Below are 20,114 nucleotides of genomic sequence, written 5' to 3' on the forward strand. Positions count from 1 at the left end.
ACTCCATTATTCTGTGCGCGTTCATTATAACACACAAATCCCCCGGTCCGGACAAAGGGTCCGAAGCTGGGGGGATAGAGTGAACGACAGTTATAAAGTGCTAAATATTGAGGTGGTGTTAATCCATTTCCGACTGCCAGGTAAGCTCTTTTAACGGAAAGGCAGTTCTCATCCAACGTAACCTTGCCCTCTGCAAGGGGCTAGAAGGAAGACTGCGAATGTAGGAAATGCAGGAAAGCAGTGAGGCTAGACTGGCTAGACTTCCCTACACCCGCAGTCCTTCCCCATTCTCTCAACTCTCACAGGCATCACCTGTGCTCACACAACCTCTTCCGCTTCACGGGTTACTGCAGCCGGAACCAGGGGTGGCAGGCCCTCAGTGCTCATAGCAGCCGCAGGCATAAGGCCCAGGCAGTGGCACATTAAAGGTGCAAGGCGAAGCTGGGGCAGCGCTTGGACCTCTTTTTCCGGAGATAATACGGTTTCGCCAAAAGTGTACAGAGGGACATGACGCTCCGCAGGCGAGACGCCACCGTGGAAGCCATTCGCGTTCATGCCGTGGTCGGCAGTGACCAGGATTTTGTAGCCCTCGTTCATCCAGAGCGGCAGCATCGTAGCCAGCAAACCGTCGGCTTGGCGCACAGCTAATTCGTATTCTTTGCTCTCCCCGCCATAGCGGTGGCCAGCATCATCAATATTCATAGAGTGAACGTAGAGAAAATGGGGATCAAACGCCTCGCGTAAGTATTCAGCATCTGCAAACACATGGCTGTCGGGATAGTGATCCTCGAAGTAGAAGCTGCCATGCTGGATCGGGCGCAGCACATTGTGCTGGTGGCGGTCTGTAACGGGATTGAACGGGGATGAGCTGTACAGCTCACTGACCCAGTGATAGGCGGCTGCAGCTGTACGAAGATTCGCAGCTACGGCCAAATGGAAGACACTCTGCTCCTTGCTGGGTCTGTTGATATGGTTGGCCGTGATGCCGTTTTTGACCACAGGCGTGCCAGTAAGCAGCACCTCATAAAGCGGCCGCGACAAACTGGGTAATTCCGACTGTACCCGGTAGCAAGACATAACTCCTTGCTCTACCAGATGCTCCATGTAGCCCAAATACTTTCGAGCCGCATCATACCGAAGTCCATCCAATACCACCACAATCAGCTTGTTTGTTATCTCACTCATTTTTGTCCCCGCCCTTCCTGAATCAGAGAATGGATGATGTTATGCGCCTTCCCGTTCCAAATGTCTAAGCTGTGCCGGGTCCAGCACCAGCGTAACCTGGTCCTGTTCCCGCAGTCGCAGCCAGCTTCCATCGTTCAGCACGTCTACCGTCAGGCGAATACCGGCGGCTTCGGCTGTGCAGCGAATGATATTCCCCAGCATCGATACCGAATGAATGCTGGCGTCCAGCAGGATCCGGCCATCTCCCTCAGCCGCACCAGCCTCCCCCGCCTGAAGCAGCGTGATCGCTTCAGGGCGTAGGGCGAAGCTGTCCGCCGAGCTGTTCACCCGACCGAATAGCGCCAGCGCCTCCGCCCGGGTGAACACGTTGTAGCTGCCCATAAACCGTGCTACAAACTCGGTGCGCGGCGCCGTGTACAGCCCTTCAGGTGAATCATCCTGAATAATCCGTCCACCCTTCATGACGCACACTCGGTCGGAGACAATCAGCGCCTCCTCCTGATCATGGGTGACGAATAGGGTCGTCATGCCAAGACGCTTCTGGATCTCGCGGATTTCGGTCCGCAGATTCTTGCGGATCTTGGCATCCAGCGCACTGAGCGGTTCGTCCAGCAGCAGCATCTTGGGCTGCACAGCCAGTGAGCGAGCCAGAGCGACCCGTTGCTGCTGTCCGCCGGACAGCGACTGCGGATATACATCCCGTTTCTCTTCAAGGTCGACCAGGGCCAGGAGCTCTTCGCTGCGGCTGCGCTGGGCCGCCTTGGACATCCCGCGCATTTTCATCCCATATTCAACATTTTGGCCTACGGTCAGGTTAGGAAATAGCGCATATGACTGAAACACCATGCCCACCTCCCGGTTGCGGGGCGGCTGCCGGGTGACGTCCTTTTGCGCCAGCATAATGCTGCCGCCATCCAGCTCCGTCAGGCCGGCTATACAGCGCAGCAGCGTGCTTTTTCCACAGCCGGAAGGTCCAAGCAAGGTCACAAGCTCCCCCTCCCTGATCTCCAGATCCACATTGTCCAGGACACAGGCGTCCCCGAATAATTTGCGCACACCTTGCAGCTTCAAATAATCGTTCATCCGCGAACGCCTCCCATCTTTTTACCCAGCTTCATTAGCACCATGGACAGCGCCAAAATAAACACAAAGTATGAAATCGCAATCGCGCTAGCCAAATGCCCGCTCTCGCCAACCCGCTTGTATAAGTAAATCTGGATCGTCTGGATATGTCCGCCTACCAGCATATTTGTCAGTACAAACTCACCGAACAGCACAGAGAAGGATAACAATGCAGAGACCATTATGCCCGGCCAGATATTAGGGAGAATCACATTCATAAAAGCCTCACGGCGGCGGGCACCAAGCAATTCGGCGGCCTGCAGCAGCTCCGCAGCGGAGACAGTCAGCAGACTGTTGCGGATACCCTGATACATGTACGGAAGAATAACCACGAAATAAGCACCGACCAGCAAGTAGGAAGTACCCGCGATATTAATCGGTCCGGAAGAATAAGTGCGAATGAGACCCACCGCCGCCACAACACCGGGAACCGCATACGGTAGAACAACAATACCTTTCATCAAACTCTCCCAGCGCGGAAAATACATCGTAATGACAAACACAGCCGGCAGCATAACAACCAGACTCACCACTACGCTGATGAGGCAGAGGTACAGTGAAGTCCACAGCGCCTCCATAAAGCGGAGATCCTGGAACATCTGTATGAACCAGTCAAAGGTCCAGACGCGAGGCAGCAGGGTGTTCTGCCAGTCCTGTGCAAAAGCATACAATCCGGTAGCCAGCAGCGGCACGAGCAGATACACCATCAGCAGCAAGATTAGTACACGGGGGGTAAGCCCCGCTTTGCGGGTATTCATTGTCCCAGCTCCTCCCTTGCCCTTGGCAGAAAGCGTCGTACCACATTGGCTTTAGGCTGGGGCTTATCCGCAGGCCTCGCCACGAAACGTCCGGCTCGCCGGACCATAACATGGTTGAGATAGACCGCCAGCAACGTTGTCAGTGCCAGTAGGACGGCCAGTGTACTTCCCATCTCCGGCTGGGTAACTACATTACCCGCGACCAGTGAACCGATACGTACAGCAAGCAGATTATAATTACCGCCGACCAGCGCGTAGGCTGTAGCATATGCACCCATGGCATTAGCGAAAAGGATCCCTAGCGTCCCAAAGATCGCTGGGGCCAGCATCGGCAGACCGATCGTCTTCCAGAACTGCCAACGACCCGCACCAAGCAGCGCCGCCGCTTCTCTCCACTGCTCCCGAATACCGTAAAAAGACGGATACAGCAGCAGCAAAGACAGCGGCACCTGGAAATAAACGTAGACTAGCGCCAGACCGGTCCAGCTGTATAGATTGAATCCCGCGAATACATCCCAGCCCCAATCCTTGAACAGCAGGGTGAATATTCCGTTGTTACCCAGCAAGATGATATACGCAAAAGCCAGCGGTACACCGGCAAAGTTAGACGTCATATTCGAGACCATCAACACCCGGTCGCGTACGGCTGGCGTGAAACGGGTGATGCAATAGGCGCACACCAGTCCAATGATGATTCCAGCCACACTAGAAGCGATGGAGATGAACAAGCTGTTCTTAATCGCCTGCATATAATAGGCACTTTGCAGCGCATGCACATAGTTGCCAAAGGTAATGCCCTGACTGTCTCCATTATGAAAACTGTTGCTGATCATAGACAATACAGGCACAAGCTGGAACGCCAGTACCATCAGTACGAATGGAATCAACGCCAGAATGACACCGCCGCGTCTGTTCTGTTTCATTCTTTACAAGCCACCTCTCTGCTCCATTCAAAAAAGCGGGCGCTTCGGCATGATACATGACGAAGACGCCCTCTAATTAAAGTATTGCTCCCTTGTTCCCGGGATCGATTAGTTCAAATGCACAAGAACGCGTTCTTGCCATAATTGCGGAATGCTCTTGGCTGTTTCTTCCCACACCTTGTAGTCACCTACCGGTTTGACGTTAGCGTACTCTTCCTTCGGCAGCAACTTCGCTGCAGCCTCTTCAGGTAGCTTAACGCTGTCACGGATCGGACGAGCGTAACCATTAGCCAAATTGATCTGCCCTTTATCACTCAGGATGTACTCGCGTGTCAGTTTGGCTGCATTCGGATGCGGAGCCCATTTGTTGATGATAGTGGCATAACCACTAACCACACTACCTTCCTTCGGAATGGCAACGTCAAAACCATCTTTATTGATTTGATCTCTGTAGTTAAGAGCGTTGAAATCCCACAGCAAGGTTACTTCAACTTCACCCTTTTCGATATTAGCTACAGAAGCTTCTGCGTTCGAGAGACGGCCTTTCTTAGCCAGATCTTCGAAGAAAGCAATCCCCGGCTCAATGTTCGACTCGTTACCGCCAAAGGCAATCGCTGCGGCCAGTACCGCCATTTGCGCCTGCGCTGCTTTGGTCACATCACCAACAATGATTTTATAATTGCCGTTCTTGAGGTCTTCCCAGCTCTTCGGCGGGTTCGGTACAAGCTTGGTGTTCGTCAGGAACGAGATACTGCCTTGGTAACCAACGACCCAGTTGCCGTCCTTGTCTTTCGCCCAGTCAGGAATCTCATCCCAATACGACGTTTTGTACGGTTGAGTTACGCCCTTTGCTACAGCAACGGGTCCAAACGCAATACCTACATCGCCGATGTCTGCTGTCGGTTTATCTTTTTCAGCTTCGAACTTGGCAATTTCCTCACCGCTCGACATATCTGTATCTTCATGCTTCAATCCATATACACTGTTCATATCTGCCCAAGTGTCTTTCCAGTTCGCCCATGAATCAGGCATGCCGACACTCATTACACTGCCTTCTTCTTTAGCTTTGCTCTCAATGTCGCTCAAGCTGAGCTCTGGTGCAGCGGCATTACCTTCCGGCGCATTCGCCTTGTTTTCCGAATTTCCACAAGCAGCAAGCAACAGGACGAGCAAAGACAGTGTAAGACCGATGAACCATTGTTTTCTGAATCGCATTGTCATGATTTCCCCTTCACTCCCATTTCCTATTTGTGGGCTCTTCTCTAAGGTCCAAGCAGTTCTTCACCCACTTGCAGTATAGGAGCCGATTATTTGCCGGAGATTAAGGATGATGGAGTCGATTGTAAAATAGATACGTAAATTTCCATTTTAATGGACTAAAAAAGACACCCAATGGGTGCCCTTGGCTTCATAAAATGATGCATTTAAGTAATTAATATCCCTTAAGAGAACGTAATTACATAAGTGACAAACTGATATTTATTGTCCTTTAACACAGACGTTGAAACGAGCAGCTTCTTCCCGGAGGGACTCCAGCGCAGCTTGTCAGAAGCCTGCATTTCGTCAGAAATGGGGGTCTGTTCTCCGGTCTCCACCTCGGTGATAAACAAACGATTTACATTGCCGTTGTCGGAGCTAACATTGTAGGCCAGCTTGCTGCCGTCCGGGGACCAATTGGTACCAAAAATCTGCGTCCCGCTGTCGATCACAGACTGCTCATTGCCTGCAGGATCGCAGAGAACAAGCCTCATATCCCCGGGACCCTCCCGCTTCACAATGGCCAACCGAGAACCGTCAGGGGAAGGGATGACCCAAGCTACATTCTTTTTGATCACCTTAGATTTCTTGGTCTCTGTGTCATAGGCGAACAATTGGCTATCCTCATGGGCAACATAATAGATGATACTGCCTGACTGCACTACATTATGGATAAAACCTGCCCCCGTCTCCAGCACAACCTCACTCTTGCCCTGCACATCAGCTTTGATAATATCGCCTTTCATGTCCGGGTAGATCACATGTCCGCTGTCCGCCCACTCCCCTTCAGTCGCCATGAATTCATCTTTTCCGAGTTGAACCGTCTCACGGTTCTCCAGATTCATTAAGTAGCCGATGCCGGTAGCTTCATACACTTCTTTATAAAAAATATACTTGTTATCCGGGGACACTATAGCATTGCCCAGACTCTCCTTCCCCTCCTTGAGGGGCTGGTCCTGACCGCTCGCGAGATCGCGGATATAGAAGTTATGGGGATACCGTTCCTGACCCTCGATTGTTTCAGGAGTCAGCTTTCGATTCTCCTTGTCGACAGCGATCGTGTTCTCACTTAACCAATCCATCCCGCGAATGCCTTCGAACTTGTCGATGCTATCAAGTTTGAGCTTGGTATAGACGGAATCTGTTGTATTGTCCATCACCGTGACCTTCTGCCCTGACTTCTCCACAACATGCCGGGCTTCGGTGCCCGTCGTCCCGCATGCGGTCATGGTTAGAAGAAAGGCACACCCCAGCAGAAGACTTCCTGCTTTGACCAATCGGAGAGTGGACTTAGACTTGCCTTCATTACCGCCTTTCTGATCTTCCATGCAGAAATCCTCCTAGAACATTGTTGCTCTCAGCATAGTAGAGCCATATTTCCAAACCATTGCAGAATGTTTCCATGATGTAAACTTAATCGGATGGGTCTTCACGATACCGCCGGGAAAGACAAGACGAAGACAGAGCCGGGCTCTTCGGTATCCAGAAGCTCAATCGTACCGTGATGCTTCTCCACCAGATTTTGTACCAGTGAGAGGCCGAGACCTGTACCCCCGGATTGCCTGGAACGGTCACGATTGACGGTGTAGAACGGTTCGAAAATCTTCTCCCTGGCATCCTGGGGAATGCCGATTCCAGAGTCACGAACAATAACACGAACCCGGCTCTCTTGCTGCGCACAGAAGATGTTAATACTTCCACCGGAAACGTTATATTTGATCGCATTGTCGAGCAGGTTGATAAAAATATGCATAAAGCTTTCGCGGTCCATCCAGACATGGGCAGGGTGTACATCCAGGCTGATCGTGAGGCCGAATCGCTCCGCCTTGCCATTCATCCGGCTGCAAATTTCCCTGAGCTCCGCCGCGACCTCCAGCAGCTCACTCTGGGATTCAAAATCATACTTCTCCAGTGCGGTCAACTGCAGCACCTTCTCCACCATCTCATAGAGCCGCTGTGTTTCCTTGGCGATATTCTGCTTGGCATCCGCCAGGAGCCGAGGATCATCGTCATACATATTGAGCAGATCCACATAGGCTTTGATCGAGGTTAGTGGGGTCTTGAATTCATGACTGATGTTCCCGATGTACTGCTTCTGCTGTTGCTCTAGCGCCTGAAGTTTCTCGACGGCCAGTTGGAGCTTGCGCTGCTCCTCATCCTTAGCCGCAATACTCGTCTCAATCTCCTGACTCATGTAAAAGATACCCTGCGCCAGTTCTCCCAGCTCGTCCTTTCGGCGAAGCGGAGGCTCAGCGAGATACTCCGCACGGCGGATCTTCTCTGCAGCCTGCTTCAACCGACCTATGGCAGCAGCTGCGGTGTTGAAATACAGATATCCCAGTAAAAAGCTCAATAACAAGACGATTCCGCCTGTGGTCAGGAATAGGTTCTGGAGCGTATGCTGAAAATCGTTGTTGCTTTTCAGCGAATAGCGCAGCTGAACCACTCCCATCTGCCCCTCCGGGCCTTGCAGCGGGGCCAGGTAGAGCAGGGTATCACCTGCACTTTGATAGGCGATTTTATTATTCAACGCATAGGATAGGGCCGTGCTGACATCCGGCTTTACAGGCGTCGGGCTGCCCTGGGCCGAGGAGCCAACCATGGACCCCTCCCCGTCATACAGTGTAACTTCCATACCTGTGAACCCGGCCAACTCAGCAGCCATTCCTCGACCCCGCAGCCGAAGGAAAGCCTGCGGCTCCGGGCGGTCGCCCGTTCCCGTATAATACGTCTGCTTCACTCGCAGATTAACGGTTTTAACATGTTGAGCCAGATAATTCTCCACCTGAGCCTGCTGGTTGTTCTCCACACCACGCAACACAAAAAAACTCAGCACCCCGATAGCCAGAATTAGCAGCAGCGCCAGAAAAAAACTGAACTTCAGCTTGATGCTGATCTTCATGAGTAGTCTCCCGCAGGGACCGCCTTATATCCAACTCCATATACGGTTTGCAGCATATTCTGGTAGGGCTCGCCCAGCTTCTTGCGCAGACGCTGGATGTGAATATCCACCGTGCGCGTGCCGCCTGCATAGTCCATCTCCCATACCTGCTCCAGCAGCTCTTCTCTCATATAGACCCGCTGCGGATGGGACAGTAGGAGGAGCAGAAGGTCGAACTCTTTGGGTGTCAGGTCCAGCTGCTCCCCCGCAATCTGCACACTCCGGTGATCCGGCTGCACCCTTAGCGTGCCGTACTGGATCAGTTCTGGCTTTGCATCACCGGCCTTCTTGTCCAATCTGCGCAGCAGCGCCTTTACACGGGCCAGCAGTTCGCGAATTTCGAACGGCTTGGTCATATAATCGTCTGCACCAAGCTCCAGGCCGATGATTTTATCGACAATATCATTTTTGACAGTTAGTAGTATAATTCCAATGTCGCTCCGGTTCTCCAGCTTCCGGCACACATCATATCCGCTCATTCGCGGCATCATCACGTCCAGCACCAGGGCGTCCGGCTGAAAGGTACTCACCTTACTAAGCGCCTCTTCACCATCCCCAGCCGTATCCACTTCGTAGCCCTCACGGCGCAGCGCGTAAGCAATGGCGCTCACGATACCCGGTTCGTCATCGACGACCAGCACTTTTTTATTCATAGGCGTTTCACCTTTTCAACATAATTTAAGTCTGTCTTTCATCCAGTATACCCTCTGATCCTGTTCACACCAAAATGAAACATAAGGCAATTTATATAATGTGAACTTTAAACCTCTAATGTCCTGAATGCGTGAAATAATTGCGAACCAAGGGTTCATTTTGTACCTTAAGATAGAAGGAGACCGTTATTCAGTTAGGCAGATAACTTATTAAGGGAGGGCTTTACATGAACGAATGGAAAGAGTTGACGGAAGAATCCAAGGCCAAATGGGAGGAAAATGCAGAGTTCTGGGATAGCTATATGGGCGACCTCAGCAACCAGTTTCATCGGGAGATTATAAGGCCCAAAACCGAGGAGTTATTGAGTGTCAAAACGGGTCAAGCCGTGCTGGATATCGCTTGCGGCAACGGGAATTTCTCCAGAAGGCTAACTGAACTTGGTGCTGTCGTGACTGCCTTTGACTACAGCCCCAACATGGTTCAGCGAGCAATCTCACGATCCGAACAGGTTGCACCGAATATTGATTACCGGGTGATCGACGCCACAGACTACGACTCTCTGCTGAACTTGGGTATCGCTCAATATGATGCTGCTGTCGCTAATATGGCATTTATGGATATTGCCGACATTGTTCCTCTGGTACAAGCGCTGGGGCAGATACTGAGAGACAATGGTGTGGTCGTCTTTTCGATTCCACATCCGTGTTTTCAGGCTCCTGGCACACGAAAAATCCATGAGACCGAGGAGCGCAACGGGGAGATCATTCACCGCAACAGCGTGCAGGTCAGCAGCTACCTGACTCCAGAGCCTATGTACTCCATAGGCATAAAGGGGCAGCCGGTGGCCCATCTTATTTTTCATAGACCCCTGTCCTATTACATCCATACGTTCATGCAGTCTGGTTTTGTGCTGGATTGCCTGGAGGAGCCCAGCTTCGAACTGGATGAATCCGCGAAATCCCGATTTGATTGGTATGAGCTGCCGGCAGCGGTGATTTTCCGATTTAGAAAAATCCGCCCCCAAATAATTGGAACAAGATGGCGCCGAAATGGCGCTATTTTTCTGTAAAGAATGGATATAGCTAAAGTCCCCCCTCTCTCCTCAAAGGAACTTCACCGCGCCTTAGGGAATTGTTCTACATTAAGACATCATTGAGCTGAGAGAGGTGAAGCGCTATGGATAACCATCTTGACGATTGGATTATTGAAGCAGATATTACAGGCATGCAGGCGGAAATGGCCGCTGGGAAAGTGACCGCAGAGGATCTGGTCAACCTCTATCTGGAGCGTATCCGCAAGTATGATTCTGTGCTCCGTTCTGTATTGGAGATCAACCCGGAGGCTGTAGATATTGCAAGAACTCTGGATCAGGAGCGAAAGGATAAAGGACCTCGTGGTCCGCTGCATGGTATTCCAGTACTATTAAAAGATAATATTGACACCCATGATGCCATGCATACCAGCGCAGGCTCGTTGGCGTTGGCAGCTAGCATCGCACCTGAGGATTCCTATGTGGCTGCCCGGCTGCGTGCAGCAGGGGCGGTCCTTCTGGGCAAAACAAATATGACTGAATGGGCCAATTTCATGTCGCCAACGATGTGGGCAGGATATAGCGCCAGAGGGGGCCTTGTCCTGAACCCCTATGGTCCGGGTGAGCTGTTCATTGGCGGCTCCAGCTCCGGTTCCGCAGCAGCTGTTGCAGCTAATCTGGGCGCTGTGGCCATTGGAACGGAGACCTCTGGCTCCATTATTGGACCGGCAGGACGCAATTGCCTGGTCGGATTAAAGCCTACGGCAGGCTTAATTCCATCAACCGGCATTATCCCTATTACTTATAGCCAAGACTGCGCCGGTCCAATGACCCGAACCGTGACCGATACAGCGATTCTGCTCGGCGCACTCGCCGTAGAGGGCAAGCCGCAGGATTACCGGCCCTATCTGAAACGGGAGGCTTTGCAGCAGACGCGAATAGGGATTCCGCGATTTTACTATCAGGACTTGGACGAGGCCAGACTGGCGATTATTGAAGAAGCCATCTCTCAGCTCGAGGCACAGGGGGCTGTGATCATAGATCCTGTATATCTGCCCTGCCAAGATATGGAGTGGGATGGCAATGTAATGCGCTACGAATTCAAGGCCGCGCTTAACAGTTATCTTGGGAAATTGCCGAATGACGTGCCTGTCCATTCGCTTACAGAGGTCATTGCCTATAATAATCAGCATGGAGAGGCCGCGCTTAAATATGGTCAGGATACCTTGGTTTGGTCCGAAGAAACCAGCGGCACACTGACCGAGGAGGTCTATCTGGAGGGCAGAAGAAAGGACCTGTACATGTCCCGGGAGCAGGGGATTGACCATGCACTGCAAAGCCATCAGTTAGATGCCCTTCTGTTTCTGGACGACGAAGGAGGAGCCGACATTGCCGCTAGGGCAGGTTATCCGTCCATCACTGTTCCCGGAGGATTCGCCGCAACAGGAGTCATTGCCCCGGGAGGATACAGCACCAAAGGACATCAAGGGATTACTTTTGTAGGGACCGCCTTCAGCGAGCCGGTGCTGCTGGGGTTGGCCTATGCCTATGAACAGGCCAGCGGGCATCGCGTTCCGCCCAAGATGGAAGATTAGTGCGATTAGTGTTTAATTCTATAATCTAAAGTCCAAGCGGCAAAATAAAAGAGCACCGTCACTGGTGCTCTTTCGTTGGTTATATACACCCAATCTAAAGGTTGGCTACTGCCTGCAATCTTTAGATTATCTTAAAGAACAATTAAGGTTCATCTCAGGTTCGCTGTTTACAATAACATTAGGAAGAACGCAAGGCTGAAACTCTCACACCCATAACCCTACGTATATAACAGGCACCAAAAAACAAGAAAAGAGGATTTCTAACCATGAACATAAAGCGAGTGATGATTGTCGGAACGATGGTAGTAGCCATGTCTTTCGGAGGCACCGCCTGGGGCAGCTCCATCACAAGCGCAAGTCCGGTAGCGAAGTGGACTGCCACTGGTGTTGCAGATAAGGATGACCTTCTGGAAGCACTCAATCAATCATCCGATGAGGAGCTGTATGAATCGTTGTATGACGGGAAGTCACTGCATGACATTGCCGCTGATCAGGGCGGAGATATTGCGAATGTAATCGAGCTGCAATTGACACAGCTTACAAAGCAGTTGGATGACCGCCTACACAGCGGAAGCATCACAGCCGAGCAATATGCTGCGCACAAGGCAGAGATCAAAGAAATTGTTGAGCAGAGTGTCCTCACTTCATTCGGTTAACAGGATTACATAGGAAACGAACCGATTTCCTTCAGACTACGCCGCTTAAGGCGTGAATAAGGACTTCCCCCATCAGATCAGTCTGGGCTAACACGCCAGCGTTCTGTAGGGGGAAGTCCTTTTATAATTGGCTGGAACGGATATTCTTAGCGTAAGCAGAACTAAAAAACCCGGCCTGGTGGCCGGGCTTTCTTGTGTGTATGTGAATAGAAGTTATTCTTTAATCTCATTCTCCCGGTTAATCTCCAGAATATCTAGGAAGAAGACAAAGATCGGAATACCCAGAATCAGGCCCCACACGCCCATATAGTGTTCAGAGAACAACAGGACGATAAAGGTGTAGAACATAGGTAGATTCATTTTGGAAGACATCAGCTTCGGATTGAGGAAATACCCCTCAATAAAGTGTAGTATAGCGATCATTGCTACTACATAGATGATCATCATCAGACCGCCGATGTTGTAACCAATGATGCACAGCGGGATCAACGAGATTACAAAGCCTACGACCGGGATCAAGCTAAGCAGGAAAATCATAATGGATAACGCGAACAGATACGGAAAGCCCAGAATCCACAGGCCAACCACCGTAAACAGGGTATTGAACATCGCAATCAGAAGTTGCGCTTCAATAACTTTGCCGAAGGAAGAAATGAATTTTTGGCCAAAATACTCCAGTTCCTTGTAGAACCAAGCAATCTTGCTAGTGCGTAGTCTGGATGTGAAGGCGACAATCCGGTTCTTCTCCAAGATGAACACAAAGCTCAGGATCGTGGATAACACAAAGGTTGTACCCCAATTGCTGATTCTCAGAACGTATTCGATCCCTTGAGTCATGTAGGACTGGTAATTCAAATCCTTCAAGGTTCTAAATATATACTGGGTGATTTCATTCTGGGGAATATCTTCAGGAGTAAGGTTGGTTAGAAAATACGTTAATTGCTTGATCTGGACAAATACTTTCGGAAGGTAATTGACGAGTGCAAAAGCAATCGTGGCAATCAAAGCCAGGTACAGAAAAACAATGATAACCTTGCTGTTAATCCGGACATATTTGTCAAGTCGTTTGGTTAGCATCACCTGAAAGCTGTTCATGACATAAGCAATCAGAAAGGTCAGCAGCACCAGATTGAGCATATCTCTGATACTGAACAACAGCAGGCAGATCAGAAATAATATTCCGAAACGCCGAATCGTCAAATTCTCTAAAAAACGCTTGAACACTTCCATGCTTCCTCTCCATTCGCTTACAATTGGCACCTTATTATAGTCTACATTAATGGAAACAATTATAGCAAATAACGGTCCCGAATTCGGTCGTATTTCCGCGGTTTTTGTGCTTTTTTAGAAAAAATTAAGAGATGTTGCAGAAATATGCATCCGTACCCTTCCTCTTTGTCCTGCTATTCGTTTAGGCTCCCCCTTTATATGGTAAAATATCCCCTTCGCGCAAATCATCTACAAACTGCTGCAGCGATTGATAGAATTCCACCGCATGCTGTATCTTGGCGTAGTCTAGCTGGCAGCGCTCGCGCTCATCCTCAGACAGCTCTACCTCCTCAAGCAGTTCCTGCAGACCTGGCAGCACGTACTCCAGCGCTTCATTCATCACATCAATCTCCCGCTGCAGCTTCATTGTAAAGAAGCTTCTGAACGCCCGGAAGAAATCCGTCTCCGCCATATACAGATCTTTGCGCTCCTGCTTCTCTGTGAGCTTCGTAACCATGCCCGAAGAGATTAGAGAACGGACCCCATAGCTCATATTACTCTTACTCATGCTCATCATATGCTTCATTTCTTCAAGCGTCATCGGCCGATCCTCAAAGAACATGATCCCGTACAACTGCCCGAATGAATAATTAGCTCCATATAGATCCATCGTCTGAGCGATGGCATCGATCATTCTGCGCTGCAGTTGCTCTCGCGGCGTCAGCTCTAAATCTAGCTCTCCAATGCCTTCACGTTTCATCATGCACACCTTCACTTCCTGTGGAATCTATCCTCTACATTACACAAAACTAAAACTTTTATCGCGTTTTTTAAGAATTTTACATAAATCTAGCTTCCGTTTTACGTCGTCTTTACCACACTTGCCGATATTGAGTGTACAATTTTTTTTGAACAGAGGAGCTTTACTCCAAATTATACAGTGAAATTGAAAAGATGGAATGGGGTATATACACAATGATTCGTTCGAAGTTTATCGGCGGCTTAAAGCCAGTGTTATTCACACTGCCGGCCATGATTCCGTTCACCGTGTTCTGGCTTGCGCCGCTGTTGTACGTCTTATATCTAAGCTTTACTGAATGGGACTTCATGAGTCCGGAGAAAACCTTTGTCGGGCTCGATAACTACATCAGCCTGCTGACCAACCCTGCTTTTTACCAAGCACTACGGGTTACCGCGTTGTTCTGTGCAGGCACCGTGCTTCCGGTCATCGCGATCGGCCTTGGGCTGGCTCTTCTAATGAACAAGAAGCTGAAGGGTTCCGCAATTTATCAGGTTCTGTTGTTCTCGCCTTGGGTGACTCCAACGGTGGCCGTATCCATCGTCTGGTCGTGGATCTATGAACCGGAGATCGGCCTCGCCAATACAATCCTAAGCTTTCTGGGATTCGAAAAGCTCGGCTGGTTACAAGATCCAACCTGGGCGCTTTTCGGCGTAATGCTCGTCACCATCTGGAAATCTGTCGGCTGGGCGATGATCTTTTATCTGGTAGCTTTGCGCAATGTACCTAACGATCTTATGGAGGCAGCTGATCTGGACGGAGCAAATCCTGTTCATAAGTTCATCCGCATTACGCTCCCGCTGATCTCGCCGACTACCCTGTTCCTGTTTATCGTTCAACTTATTCAGGCGTTGCAGGCTTACGACCAGATTAACGTACTGACACAAGGTGGACCGTCTGGTTCCACGCGTACCCTGCTATACATGTATTACCAGTCCGCTTTCGAATCGTTCCAGATCGGGGAAGCCTCCTCTATAGCCATGACGCTTGTCTTTATATGTATGCTGCTATCCTTGCTGTCCGTTATTTTCAGCAGCCGGAACACTCACTACTAAATAACGAAACTAGCCATCTAGGAGGGCTTTATGAGTATTCTTTCAAACATAGGCAAGCTGACACGCCATTTGTTCTTCGCTGCACTTGCTTTAATCATGGCTTTTCCATTCTACTGGATGATTACAAATGCGCTCAAAACCAATGATGAGATCTGGCAATCACCGCCAACGCTATGGCCACAGACACCATTATGGGGCAACTTTGCAGATGCCTGGCATGCAGCACCGTTCTCCCGGTATATGGGCAACAGTATTATCGTAGCTACTTCCATCGTCCTGATCCAAATGTTCAATTCCGGCATGATGGCTTACGCACTTACCCATATGAAATTCCGGCTCAAAGGATTGTTCTCTGGAATCATCCTTTTCGGTTACATGGTTCCTGCCACAGCCGTTTATCTTCCAAGCTATCTGGTTCTGTCCGAGCTTGGCCTGCTCAATTCCTATGCCGGGCTGATTCTGTCCAACTGTGTCAGCGTGTTCTCGATTTTCCTGATTAGACAAGCATTCTTGCAAGTTCCCCATGAACTGGTAGAGGCTGGCGAAGTGGATGGTGCCTCGCATATGCGAATTCTATGGACCATTATCGTTCCGATTGCCCGCTCTTCCTTTGCGGTGCTAGCCCTCATCACGTTCATTGATCAATACAACAACTATTTCTGGCCGACGCTGATCACCAAAGACCCTAACCTCCAGTTAGTATCTGCCGGACTTCGTAGCTTCTTCGTTGAAGGAGGTGCATACGGATTAAAATGGCCGCTGATCATGGCCGCTAGCGCCTTTACAATCGCTCCATTGCTGCTTGTCTTCCTGGTGGCGCAAAAAACTATTATGTCCAGCGTCAACATGACCGCCGGGTCCAGCAAAGGTTAATATTCTTATCACCATAATACTTAATTTGAAGGAGAATGATGATGAACGTTTTGAAAAAAGTATCTGCCGTATCCCTGGTTGCCAGCTTTGCTCTGCTCACCGCCTGTGGTGGAAACAATGGAAACACTGCGAACTCTGCAAACACCGCTGGCAAAACAAACGAAGCTGCTACTGAAACGGCCGCTCCGGCTTCTTCCGCACCTAGCGCTCCGGTAACGATTGAATTCTGGTACGGACTCGGCGGCAAGCTGGGCGAGAACATGGACAAGCTGATTCAAAAATTCAACGCCTCACAGAAGGAAGTTATCGTTAAGGGAATTGTACAGGGCGACTACACGGAGACCGGACAAAAGCTACAGGCCGCCATTGCAACCGGACAGGTACCAGCTGCTGTTCTATCCTCCAATGTAGACTGGGCGCGTAAAGGCTACTTCGCTCCAATGGATGATTTGATTGCGCAACTGCCTGACTTCAACAAAGAGGATTTTGTACAGACTTTCCTTTCTCAAGGACAAGTGGACGGCAAGCAGTATTTCCTGCCAATGTACGGAACTACACAAGTGATGTACTACCGTAAGGATGCTTTCGAGAAGAACGGGATTGAGGCCGATAAACTGAAGACTTGGGAAGACCTCGCAGCAGCAGCTGAGAAAATGGCTGTCAAAGACGGTGGCAAAACTTCCTTCTATGGCTGGGAGCCAATGTGGGGTTACGAAAATATGTATGATGCGGTGCTGAGCAAGGGTGGAAGTGTCCTTAGTGAAGATGGAAAAACAGTAACAGTCGATTCTCCGGAATGGGTAGAGACTTGGGATTCTTTCCGCAAATGGATTCATGAAGATAAAATCATGCGCATTCACTCCGGCGGTCAAGGCTGGGAGTACTGGTACAAAACAATTGACGATGTTATGAAGGGCCAAGCTGCAGGCTACACCGGTTCCAGCGGTGACCAAGGAGATCTGGACTTTGGTGTCGTAGCTGCTATGGAACAACCAGGCTGGGCCGGCGTTGGCGAAGGCAAACCTGTCGCTCAAGCCTTGATGGCCGGTATTCCTGCCAAAGCCAGCGACGAGCAAAAGCAAGCAGCGATGAAATGGCTGGCTTACTTCACTAATTCCGAGAACACAGCGTTCTGGTCAATCCAGACTGGATACATCTCTGTTCGTCAATCCGCACTCCAAGATCCAGAATTCGTGAAGTTCAGCGAGAGCAATCCACAGATCAAGATTCCGCTTATGCAAGCAGCACATGGTTCCGCACCATTCCAGGACCCAACTGGCGGCAAGATCACGGATGCGCTGAAAATTGCAGCTGACAAGGTAGAAATCCAGAACATTCCTGCTGCAGAGGCACTTCAAGAAGCTAAGAAAACCGCTCAAGCGGCTTTGGATAAATTGAAATAAAGGTGGCTAATCGTAATGTCTGAGCTTATTACTCCGCAAGGGCGTCAAGCTGTAACTGCTATCCTGTTCGACAAGGACGGGACCTTGCTGGAATTCGTATCTCTCTGGGGAGTCTGGGCCAAGTGCCTGCTGGAGCGTTTTGACGCACATCTGGGCAGCCGCCAGCTCATGCTCAAGCCGGAGACTATCCCATCCCTGTTCGGTACCGTCTACAATGAGGGCGGAAGCATCACGGATTATGATCGCAATGGACCGCTCGCCATGGGCACGATGGCTGACCTCTACGCCATCCTCGCCTGGCAGGGCTACCTGCAGGGTCTATCCTGGGCTGAGACGATGGAGATCGTTGATCTGTGCCGGAAGGAAGCGGACGCCATGATGGACGAGATGCGGCCAGTGGTTTCCCTGCCGGGGCTGGAACGCTTTCTGGAGGAGGTCCGCAGCCATGGTTTGCCTATGGCCGTGGTCACCGCCGATGAGACCGATGCGGCAGAGAAGCATCTGCGCTGGCTCGGCATCCGTGATTACTTCTCCGAGGTGATCGGAACCGATCAGGTAGAGCGCGGGAAGCCATTCCCGGATATGGTTCAGCTGGCTTGTAGCAAGCTTGGTATTGACCCTTCCGGGGTAGTGGTGATCGGAGATACGAACGGCGATATGAGAATGGCCAAGGCGGCGGGAGCCGCCCTGGCTATCGGGCTCCCGGGTTCAGCTTCGGATGATGAGGCAACCATCCTGCTGCCTGATGCCGATGTCATCGTACGTACCTACGAAGAACTGAGTATCGGAAGACACGGGAAATGAAGCCGGAAGGAACATGGGCCTGGATCTTTTTGGCCATGGCCATTGTCTTCGAGCTATCCGGCACCATTTCGATGAAAGCCTCTCAGGGGTTCTCCCGTTTGTTGCCTTCTGTGCTTATGTTTCTGTTCTATGCGATCAGCTTTACATCACTTAATTACGCCCTTACCTCTATCAAGGTGGGGATGGCATACGCCATATGGTCGGGAGCCGGAATCATACTGATCTCCGTAGCAGGCATCTTCCTCTTCAAAGAACGGATGCCCATGTCTTCCCTGCTCTGGATTGCCGTCATCGTTGTGGGGATCGTCGGACTTAATCTTAGCGACAAAAGCCACTAAGTGCTTCCGCGTCCCCTTCATATTATTCCAGGAGGTGCCTGTTCCACATGAACATGAATTCTGCAGAAGTGGCAAAACCTCTTGCCAGCTTTCAGATCATTACAGATACACACGTCACTGCCGATCCTAATCATGAGTATAATCTTAACTTCGGACAGGCTTTGCTCGATATTGCCGCCCATTCTGAGGGCAGCAGCGGCATCATGCATATCGGGGATGTCACAGACCACGGATTCCCTGAGGAGTATGAGGAAGTACGCCGCATCCTGAACTTGCACCAAGCAGGACTGCCAACTGTCCGCTTCACCCTTGGTAACCATGATGTCGGTCTGGGTGACTGGCATTCACGCCTGGCGATGTATGCCTCCCGGACAGGAATGCCTGGCCCCTATCACGATCACTGGATAGACGGCTACCACTTTATCTTTATCGGTACGGAAGAGAATCTACCGCTCTTCTGCGAACTTTCCAAGGAGCAGCTTCAATGGCTGGATCTGAAACTCGGCGAAGAAGCTGCACCGGATAAGCCGGTCTTCCTATTCCTCCATCAGCCACTTAAAGATACTGTGGCCGGCTCACTAGAGTCCCAGGAGTGGTACGGTGTGACTCAGGATCAGGAATTACGGGACATTCTTTCCAAACATCCGCAGACCCTGCTGTTCACAGGGCATACCCATTGGGAACTGGAAGTGGACAATACGATGTATCCAGGCCATGGGGAGACCGCGACGATGTTCAATGCTGCATCGGTTGCCTACCTCTGGACGAACGAAGATGAGCGCAAAGAGGGAAGCCAAGGCTTCTATGTGGAAATCTACAGCGATAAAGTGCTGGTACGGGGCCGCGACTTCAAGAACGGAACCTGGATTCTCTCGGCACAATACGAGGTAGCCTTGCCTGCTGTGAGAGTGTAGCACTCTACTGTCCCTCTAATTCAAATATGATCATACAAAAAAAACGATTGCTAGCAGGACGTAAAGCCTTGCAGAGCAATCGTTTTTTTGAAGTCTTTTTAGCTAATCCTAACCCTTAGTTATATCTTAACGCTGCACAGGCTCAACTCGATAGCTGGCAGTCTCGCCATTCGCAGCTCCATTTCCTTCATGAATCTCCCAACCGAAGGATAGAACCCCTTCCAGCCGATCTTTCTCGGCTGCCGTCAACGATACCTCTACATATTCCTTACCAGGCTCAAGTTCCAGCACAGGCTCTTTGCCCAGGGCAACGAAAATCCAGCTGCGAACACCGCGAAGGGTATTGTATTTAATCTGATAACCTTCCCGTACCGCCCGCTCGAAGAATTCGGGTTGCTCAGCCTGCAGCGCTGTAAGCCGCTTATAATCAAAGTGGAACTCACTCTCGTCCACAGGCAGCTCACCTGCAGCGACTTTGCTCAATAGCTCATCATCAGACCAGCCCAAGGTACGCAGCGATTCCAGGATTAGGGCATCCCACTGGGACAGCTTCACTTTGTTCAGATTCTCCGACATCTTTCATTCCTCCCATTCTCAG

At 50.6% G+C, this 20,114-nt stretch carries 20 protein-coding genes; 9 read left to right on the top strand and 11 right to left on the bottom strand.

The annotated features are described in order from the left end of the window. Window positions 1–318: 318 nt before the first annotated feature. From AC3Y23_RS22015 to AC3Y23_RS22050, 8 genes are all read right to left on the bottom strand, one after another. Window positions 319–1,185, bottom strand: a complete 867-nt coding sequence (locus AC3Y23_RS22015) for an alkaline phosphatase family protein (RefSeq protein WP_379203040.1) — start codon at window positions 1,183–1,185, stop codon at window positions 319–321. 39 nt (window positions 1,186–1,224) lie between these two features. Beyond that, window positions 1,225–2,268, bottom strand: coding sequence for an ABC transporter ATP-binding protein (locus AC3Y23_RS22020; RefSeq protein WP_379203042.1), 1,044 nt, complete (start codon window positions 2,266–2,268; stop codon window positions 1,225–1,227). Continuing rightward, the gene (locus AC3Y23_RS22025) at window positions 2,265–3,065 is read right to left on the bottom strand and encodes an ABC transporter permease (RefSeq protein WP_379203044.1); all 801 of its coding nucleotides are present in this window, start codon (window positions 3,063–3,065) and stop codon (window positions 2,265–2,267) included. The genes AC3Y23_RS22020 and AC3Y23_RS22025 overlap by 4 nt, the downstream gene beginning before the upstream one ends. Beyond that, on the bottom strand, window positions 3,062–3,988 hold the full coding sequence (locus tag AC3Y23_RS22030) for an ABC transporter permease (RefSeq protein WP_379203046.1): 927 nt from the start codon (window positions 3,986–3,988) through the stop codon (window positions 3,062–3,064). Before AC3Y23_RS22030 ends, AC3Y23_RS22025 begins: the two co-directional genes overlap by 4 nt. 108 nt (window positions 3,989–4,096) lie before the next feature. Continuing rightward, window positions 4,097–5,203, bottom strand: a complete 1,107-nt coding sequence (locus AC3Y23_RS22035) for an ABC transporter substrate-binding protein (protein ID WP_379203048.1) — start codon at window positions 5,201–5,203, stop codon at window positions 4,097–4,099. 227 nt (window positions 5,204–5,430) lie between these two features. Further along, window positions 5,431–6,573 carry a TolB family protein gene (locus AC3Y23_RS22040; protein WP_379203050.1) on the bottom strand — a complete coding sequence of 381 codons (1,143 nt, stop codon included), beginning with the start codon at window positions 6,571–6,573 and terminating at the stop codon, window positions 5,431–5,433. Between the two features lie 101 nt (window positions 6,574–6,674). Next, on the bottom strand, window positions 6,675–8,147 hold the full coding sequence (locus tag AC3Y23_RS22045) for a sensor histidine kinase (RefSeq protein WP_379203055.1): 1,473 nt from the start codon (window positions 8,145–8,147) through the stop codon (window positions 6,675–6,677). After that, the gene (locus AC3Y23_RS22050; RefSeq protein ID WP_379203057.1) at window positions 8,144–8,839 is read right to left on the bottom strand and encodes a response regulator transcription factor; all 696 of its coding nucleotides are present in this window, start codon (window positions 8,837–8,839) and stop codon (window positions 8,144–8,146) included. Before AC3Y23_RS22050 ends, AC3Y23_RS22045 begins: the two co-directional genes overlap by 4 nt. Before the next feature lie 227 nt (window positions 8,840–9,066). Between AC3Y23_RS22050 and AC3Y23_RS22055 the strand changes: the two genes are divergently transcribed. From AC3Y23_RS22055 to AC3Y23_RS22065, 3 genes are all read left to right on the top strand, one after another. Beyond that, window positions 9,067–9,909, top strand: a complete 843-nt coding sequence (locus AC3Y23_RS22055; RefSeq protein WP_379203059.1) for a class I SAM-dependent methyltransferase — start codon at window positions 9,067–9,069, stop codon at window positions 9,907–9,909. Window positions 9,910–10,016: 107 nt separating this feature from the next. After that, the gene (locus AC3Y23_RS22060) at window positions 10,017–11,465 is read left to right on the top strand and encodes an amidase family protein (RefSeq protein WP_379203061.1); all 1,449 of its coding nucleotides are present in this window, start codon (window positions 10,017–10,019) and stop codon (window positions 11,463–11,465) included. 266 nt (window positions 11,466–11,731) lie between these two features. After that, on the top strand, window positions 11,732–12,121 hold the full coding sequence (locus tag AC3Y23_RS22065; protein ID WP_379203063.1) for a hypothetical protein: 390 nt from the start codon (window positions 11,732–11,734) through the stop codon (window positions 12,119–12,121). A 213-nt stretch (window positions 12,122–12,334) separates the two neighbouring features. On the opposite strand, the gene AC3Y23_RS22070 is transcribed toward AC3Y23_RS22065, so the two are convergent. After that, window positions 12,335–13,351 (bottom strand): AI-2E family transporter, encoded by a 1,017-nt coding sequence (locus tag AC3Y23_RS22070; RefSeq protein ID WP_379203065.1) that lies wholly within the window; start codon window positions 13,349–13,351, stop codon window positions 12,335–12,337. Window positions 13,352–13,532: 181 nt separating this feature from the next. After that, the gene (locus AC3Y23_RS22075) at window positions 13,533–14,093 is read right to left on the bottom strand and encodes a GbsR/MarR family transcriptional regulator (protein ID WP_379203067.1); all 561 of its coding nucleotides are present in this window, start codon (window positions 14,091–14,093) and stop codon (window positions 13,533–13,535) included. A gap of 191 nt (window positions 14,094–14,284) precedes the next feature. Here AC3Y23_RS22075 and AC3Y23_RS22080 point away from each other — a divergent pair, with 191 nt between their 5' ends. Genes AC3Y23_RS22080 through AC3Y23_RS22105 form a run of 6 tightly spaced genes read left to right on the top strand, consistent with a single transcriptional unit; the run spans window position 14,285 to window position 19,516 of the window. Further along, window positions 14,285–15,184 carry a carbohydrate ABC transporter permease gene (locus AC3Y23_RS22080; protein ID WP_379203069.1) on the top strand — a complete coding sequence of 300 codons (900 nt, stop codon included), beginning with the start codon at window positions 14,285–14,287 and terminating at the stop codon, window positions 15,182–15,184. A gap of 30 nt (window positions 15,185–15,214) precedes the next feature. Further along, window positions 15,215–16,057 carry a carbohydrate ABC transporter permease gene (locus AC3Y23_RS22085; protein WP_379203071.1) on the top strand — a complete coding sequence of 281 codons (843 nt, stop codon included), beginning with the start codon at window positions 15,215–15,217 and terminating at the stop codon, window positions 16,055–16,057. 41 nt (window positions 16,058–16,098) lie between these two features. Then, complete coding sequence (locus AC3Y23_RS22090; RefSeq protein WP_379203073.1) at window positions 16,099–17,460, top strand: ABC transporter substrate-binding protein; 1,362 nt, start codon at window positions 16,099–16,101, stop codon at window positions 17,458–17,460. 15 nt (window positions 17,461–17,475) lie between these two features. After that, window positions 17,476–18,264: an HAD family hydrolase gene (locus AC3Y23_RS22095; RefSeq protein WP_379203075.1), complete on the top strand. Its 789-nt coding sequence runs from the start codon at window positions 17,476–17,478 to the stop codon at window positions 18,262–18,264. Next, window positions 18,261–18,602 carry a DMT family transporter gene (locus AC3Y23_RS22100; RefSeq protein WP_379203077.1) on the top strand — a complete coding sequence of 114 codons (342 nt, stop codon included), beginning with the start codon at window positions 18,261–18,263 and terminating at the stop codon, window positions 18,600–18,602. Before AC3Y23_RS22095 ends, AC3Y23_RS22100 begins: the two co-directional genes overlap by 4 nt. Before the next feature lie 47 nt (window positions 18,603–18,649). After that, complete coding sequence (locus AC3Y23_RS22105) at window positions 18,650–19,516, top strand: metallophosphoesterase family protein (protein ID WP_379203079.1); 867 nt, start codon at window positions 18,650–18,652, stop codon at window positions 19,514–19,516. 126 nt (window positions 19,517–19,642) lie between these two features. Here the strand turns inward: AC3Y23_RS22105 and AC3Y23_RS22110 are convergent, their stop codons facing one another. Further along, on the bottom strand, window positions 19,643–20,092 hold the full coding sequence (locus AC3Y23_RS22110; RefSeq protein ID WP_379203081.1) for a hypothetical protein: 450 nt from the start codon (window positions 20,090–20,092) through the stop codon (window positions 19,643–19,645). Window positions 20,093–20,114: the final 22 nt, after the last annotated feature.

The organism is Paenibacillus sp. MAHUQ-45, from assembly GCF_058133325.1.

What these genes read in the sequence shown, in the direction of transcription:
- AC3Y23_RS22015 (WP_379203040.1), bottom strand. Translation starts at nt 1,185, where the DNA reads ATGAGTGAGATAACAAACAAGCTGATTGTGGTGGTATTGGATGGACTT.
- AC3Y23_RS22020 (WP_379203042.1), bottom strand. Translation starts at nt 2,268, where the DNA reads ATGAACGATTATTTGAAGCTGCAAGGTGTGCGCAAATTATTCGGGGAC.
- AC3Y23_RS22025 (WP_379203044.1), bottom strand. Translation starts at nt 3,065, where the DNA reads ATGAATACCCGCAAAGCGGGGCTTACCCCCCGTGTACTAATCTTGCTG.
- AC3Y23_RS22030 (WP_379203046.1), bottom strand. Translation starts at nt 3,988, where the DNA reads ATGAAACAGAACAGACGCGGCGGTGTCATTCTGGCGTTGATTCCATTC.
- AC3Y23_RS22035 (WP_379203048.1), bottom strand. Translation starts at nt 5,203, where the DNA reads ATGCGATTCAGAAAACAATGGTTCATCGGTCTTACACTGTCTTTGCTC.
- AC3Y23_RS22040 (WP_379203050.1), bottom strand. Translation starts at nt 6,573, where the DNA reads ATGGAAGATCAGAAAGGCGGTAATGAAGGCAAGTCTAAGTCCACTCTC.
- AC3Y23_RS22045 (WP_379203055.1), bottom strand. Translation starts at nt 8,147, where the DNA reads ATGAAGATCAGCATCAAGCTGAAGTTCAGTTTTTTTCTGGCGCTGCTG.
- AC3Y23_RS22050 (WP_379203057.1), bottom strand. Translation starts at nt 8,839, where the DNA reads ATGAATAAAAAAGTGCTGGTCGTCGATGACGAACCGGGTATCGTGAGC.
- AC3Y23_RS22055 (WP_379203059.1), top strand. Translation starts at nt 9,067, where the DNA reads ATGAACGAATGGAAAGAGTTGACGGAAGAATCCAAGGCCAAATGGGAG.
- AC3Y23_RS22060 (WP_379203061.1), top strand. Translation starts at nt 10,017, where the DNA reads ATGGATAACCATCTTGACGATTGGATTATTGAAGCAGATATTACAGGC.
- AC3Y23_RS22065 (WP_379203063.1), top strand. Translation starts at nt 11,732, where the DNA reads ATGAACATAAAGCGAGTGATGATTGTCGGAACGATGGTAGTAGCCATG.
- AC3Y23_RS22070 (WP_379203065.1), bottom strand. Translation starts at nt 13,351, where the DNA reads ATGGAAGTGTTCAAGCGTTTTTTAGAGAATTTGACGATTCGGCGTTTC.
- AC3Y23_RS22075 (WP_379203067.1), bottom strand. Translation starts at nt 14,093, where the DNA reads ATGATGAAACGTGAAGGCATTGGAGAGCTAGATTTAGAGCTGACGCCG.
- AC3Y23_RS22080 (WP_379203069.1), top strand. Translation starts at nt 14,285, where the DNA reads ATGGAATGGGGTATATACACAATGATTCGTTCGAAGTTTATCGGCGGC.
- AC3Y23_RS22085 (WP_379203071.1), top strand. Translation starts at nt 15,215, where the DNA reads ATGAGTATTCTTTCAAACATAGGCAAGCTGACACGCCATTTGTTCTTC.
- AC3Y23_RS22090 (WP_379203073.1), top strand. Translation starts at nt 16,099, where the DNA reads ATGAACGTTTTGAAAAAAGTATCTGCCGTATCCCTGGTTGCCAGCTTT.
- AC3Y23_RS22095 (WP_379203075.1), top strand. Translation starts at nt 17,476, where the DNA reads ATGTCTGAGCTTATTACTCCGCAAGGGCGTCAAGCTGTAACTGCTATC.
- AC3Y23_RS22100 (WP_379203077.1), top strand. Translation starts at nt 18,261, where the DNA reads ATGAAGCCGGAAGGAACATGGGCCTGGATCTTTTTGGCCATGGCCATT.
- AC3Y23_RS22105 (WP_379203079.1), top strand. Translation starts at nt 18,650, where the DNA reads ATGAACATGAATTCTGCAGAAGTGGCAAAACCTCTTGCCAGCTTTCAG.
- AC3Y23_RS22110 (WP_379203081.1), bottom strand. Translation starts at nt 20,092, where the DNA reads ATGTCGGAGAATCTGAACAAAGTGAAGCTGTCCCAGTGGGATGCCCTA.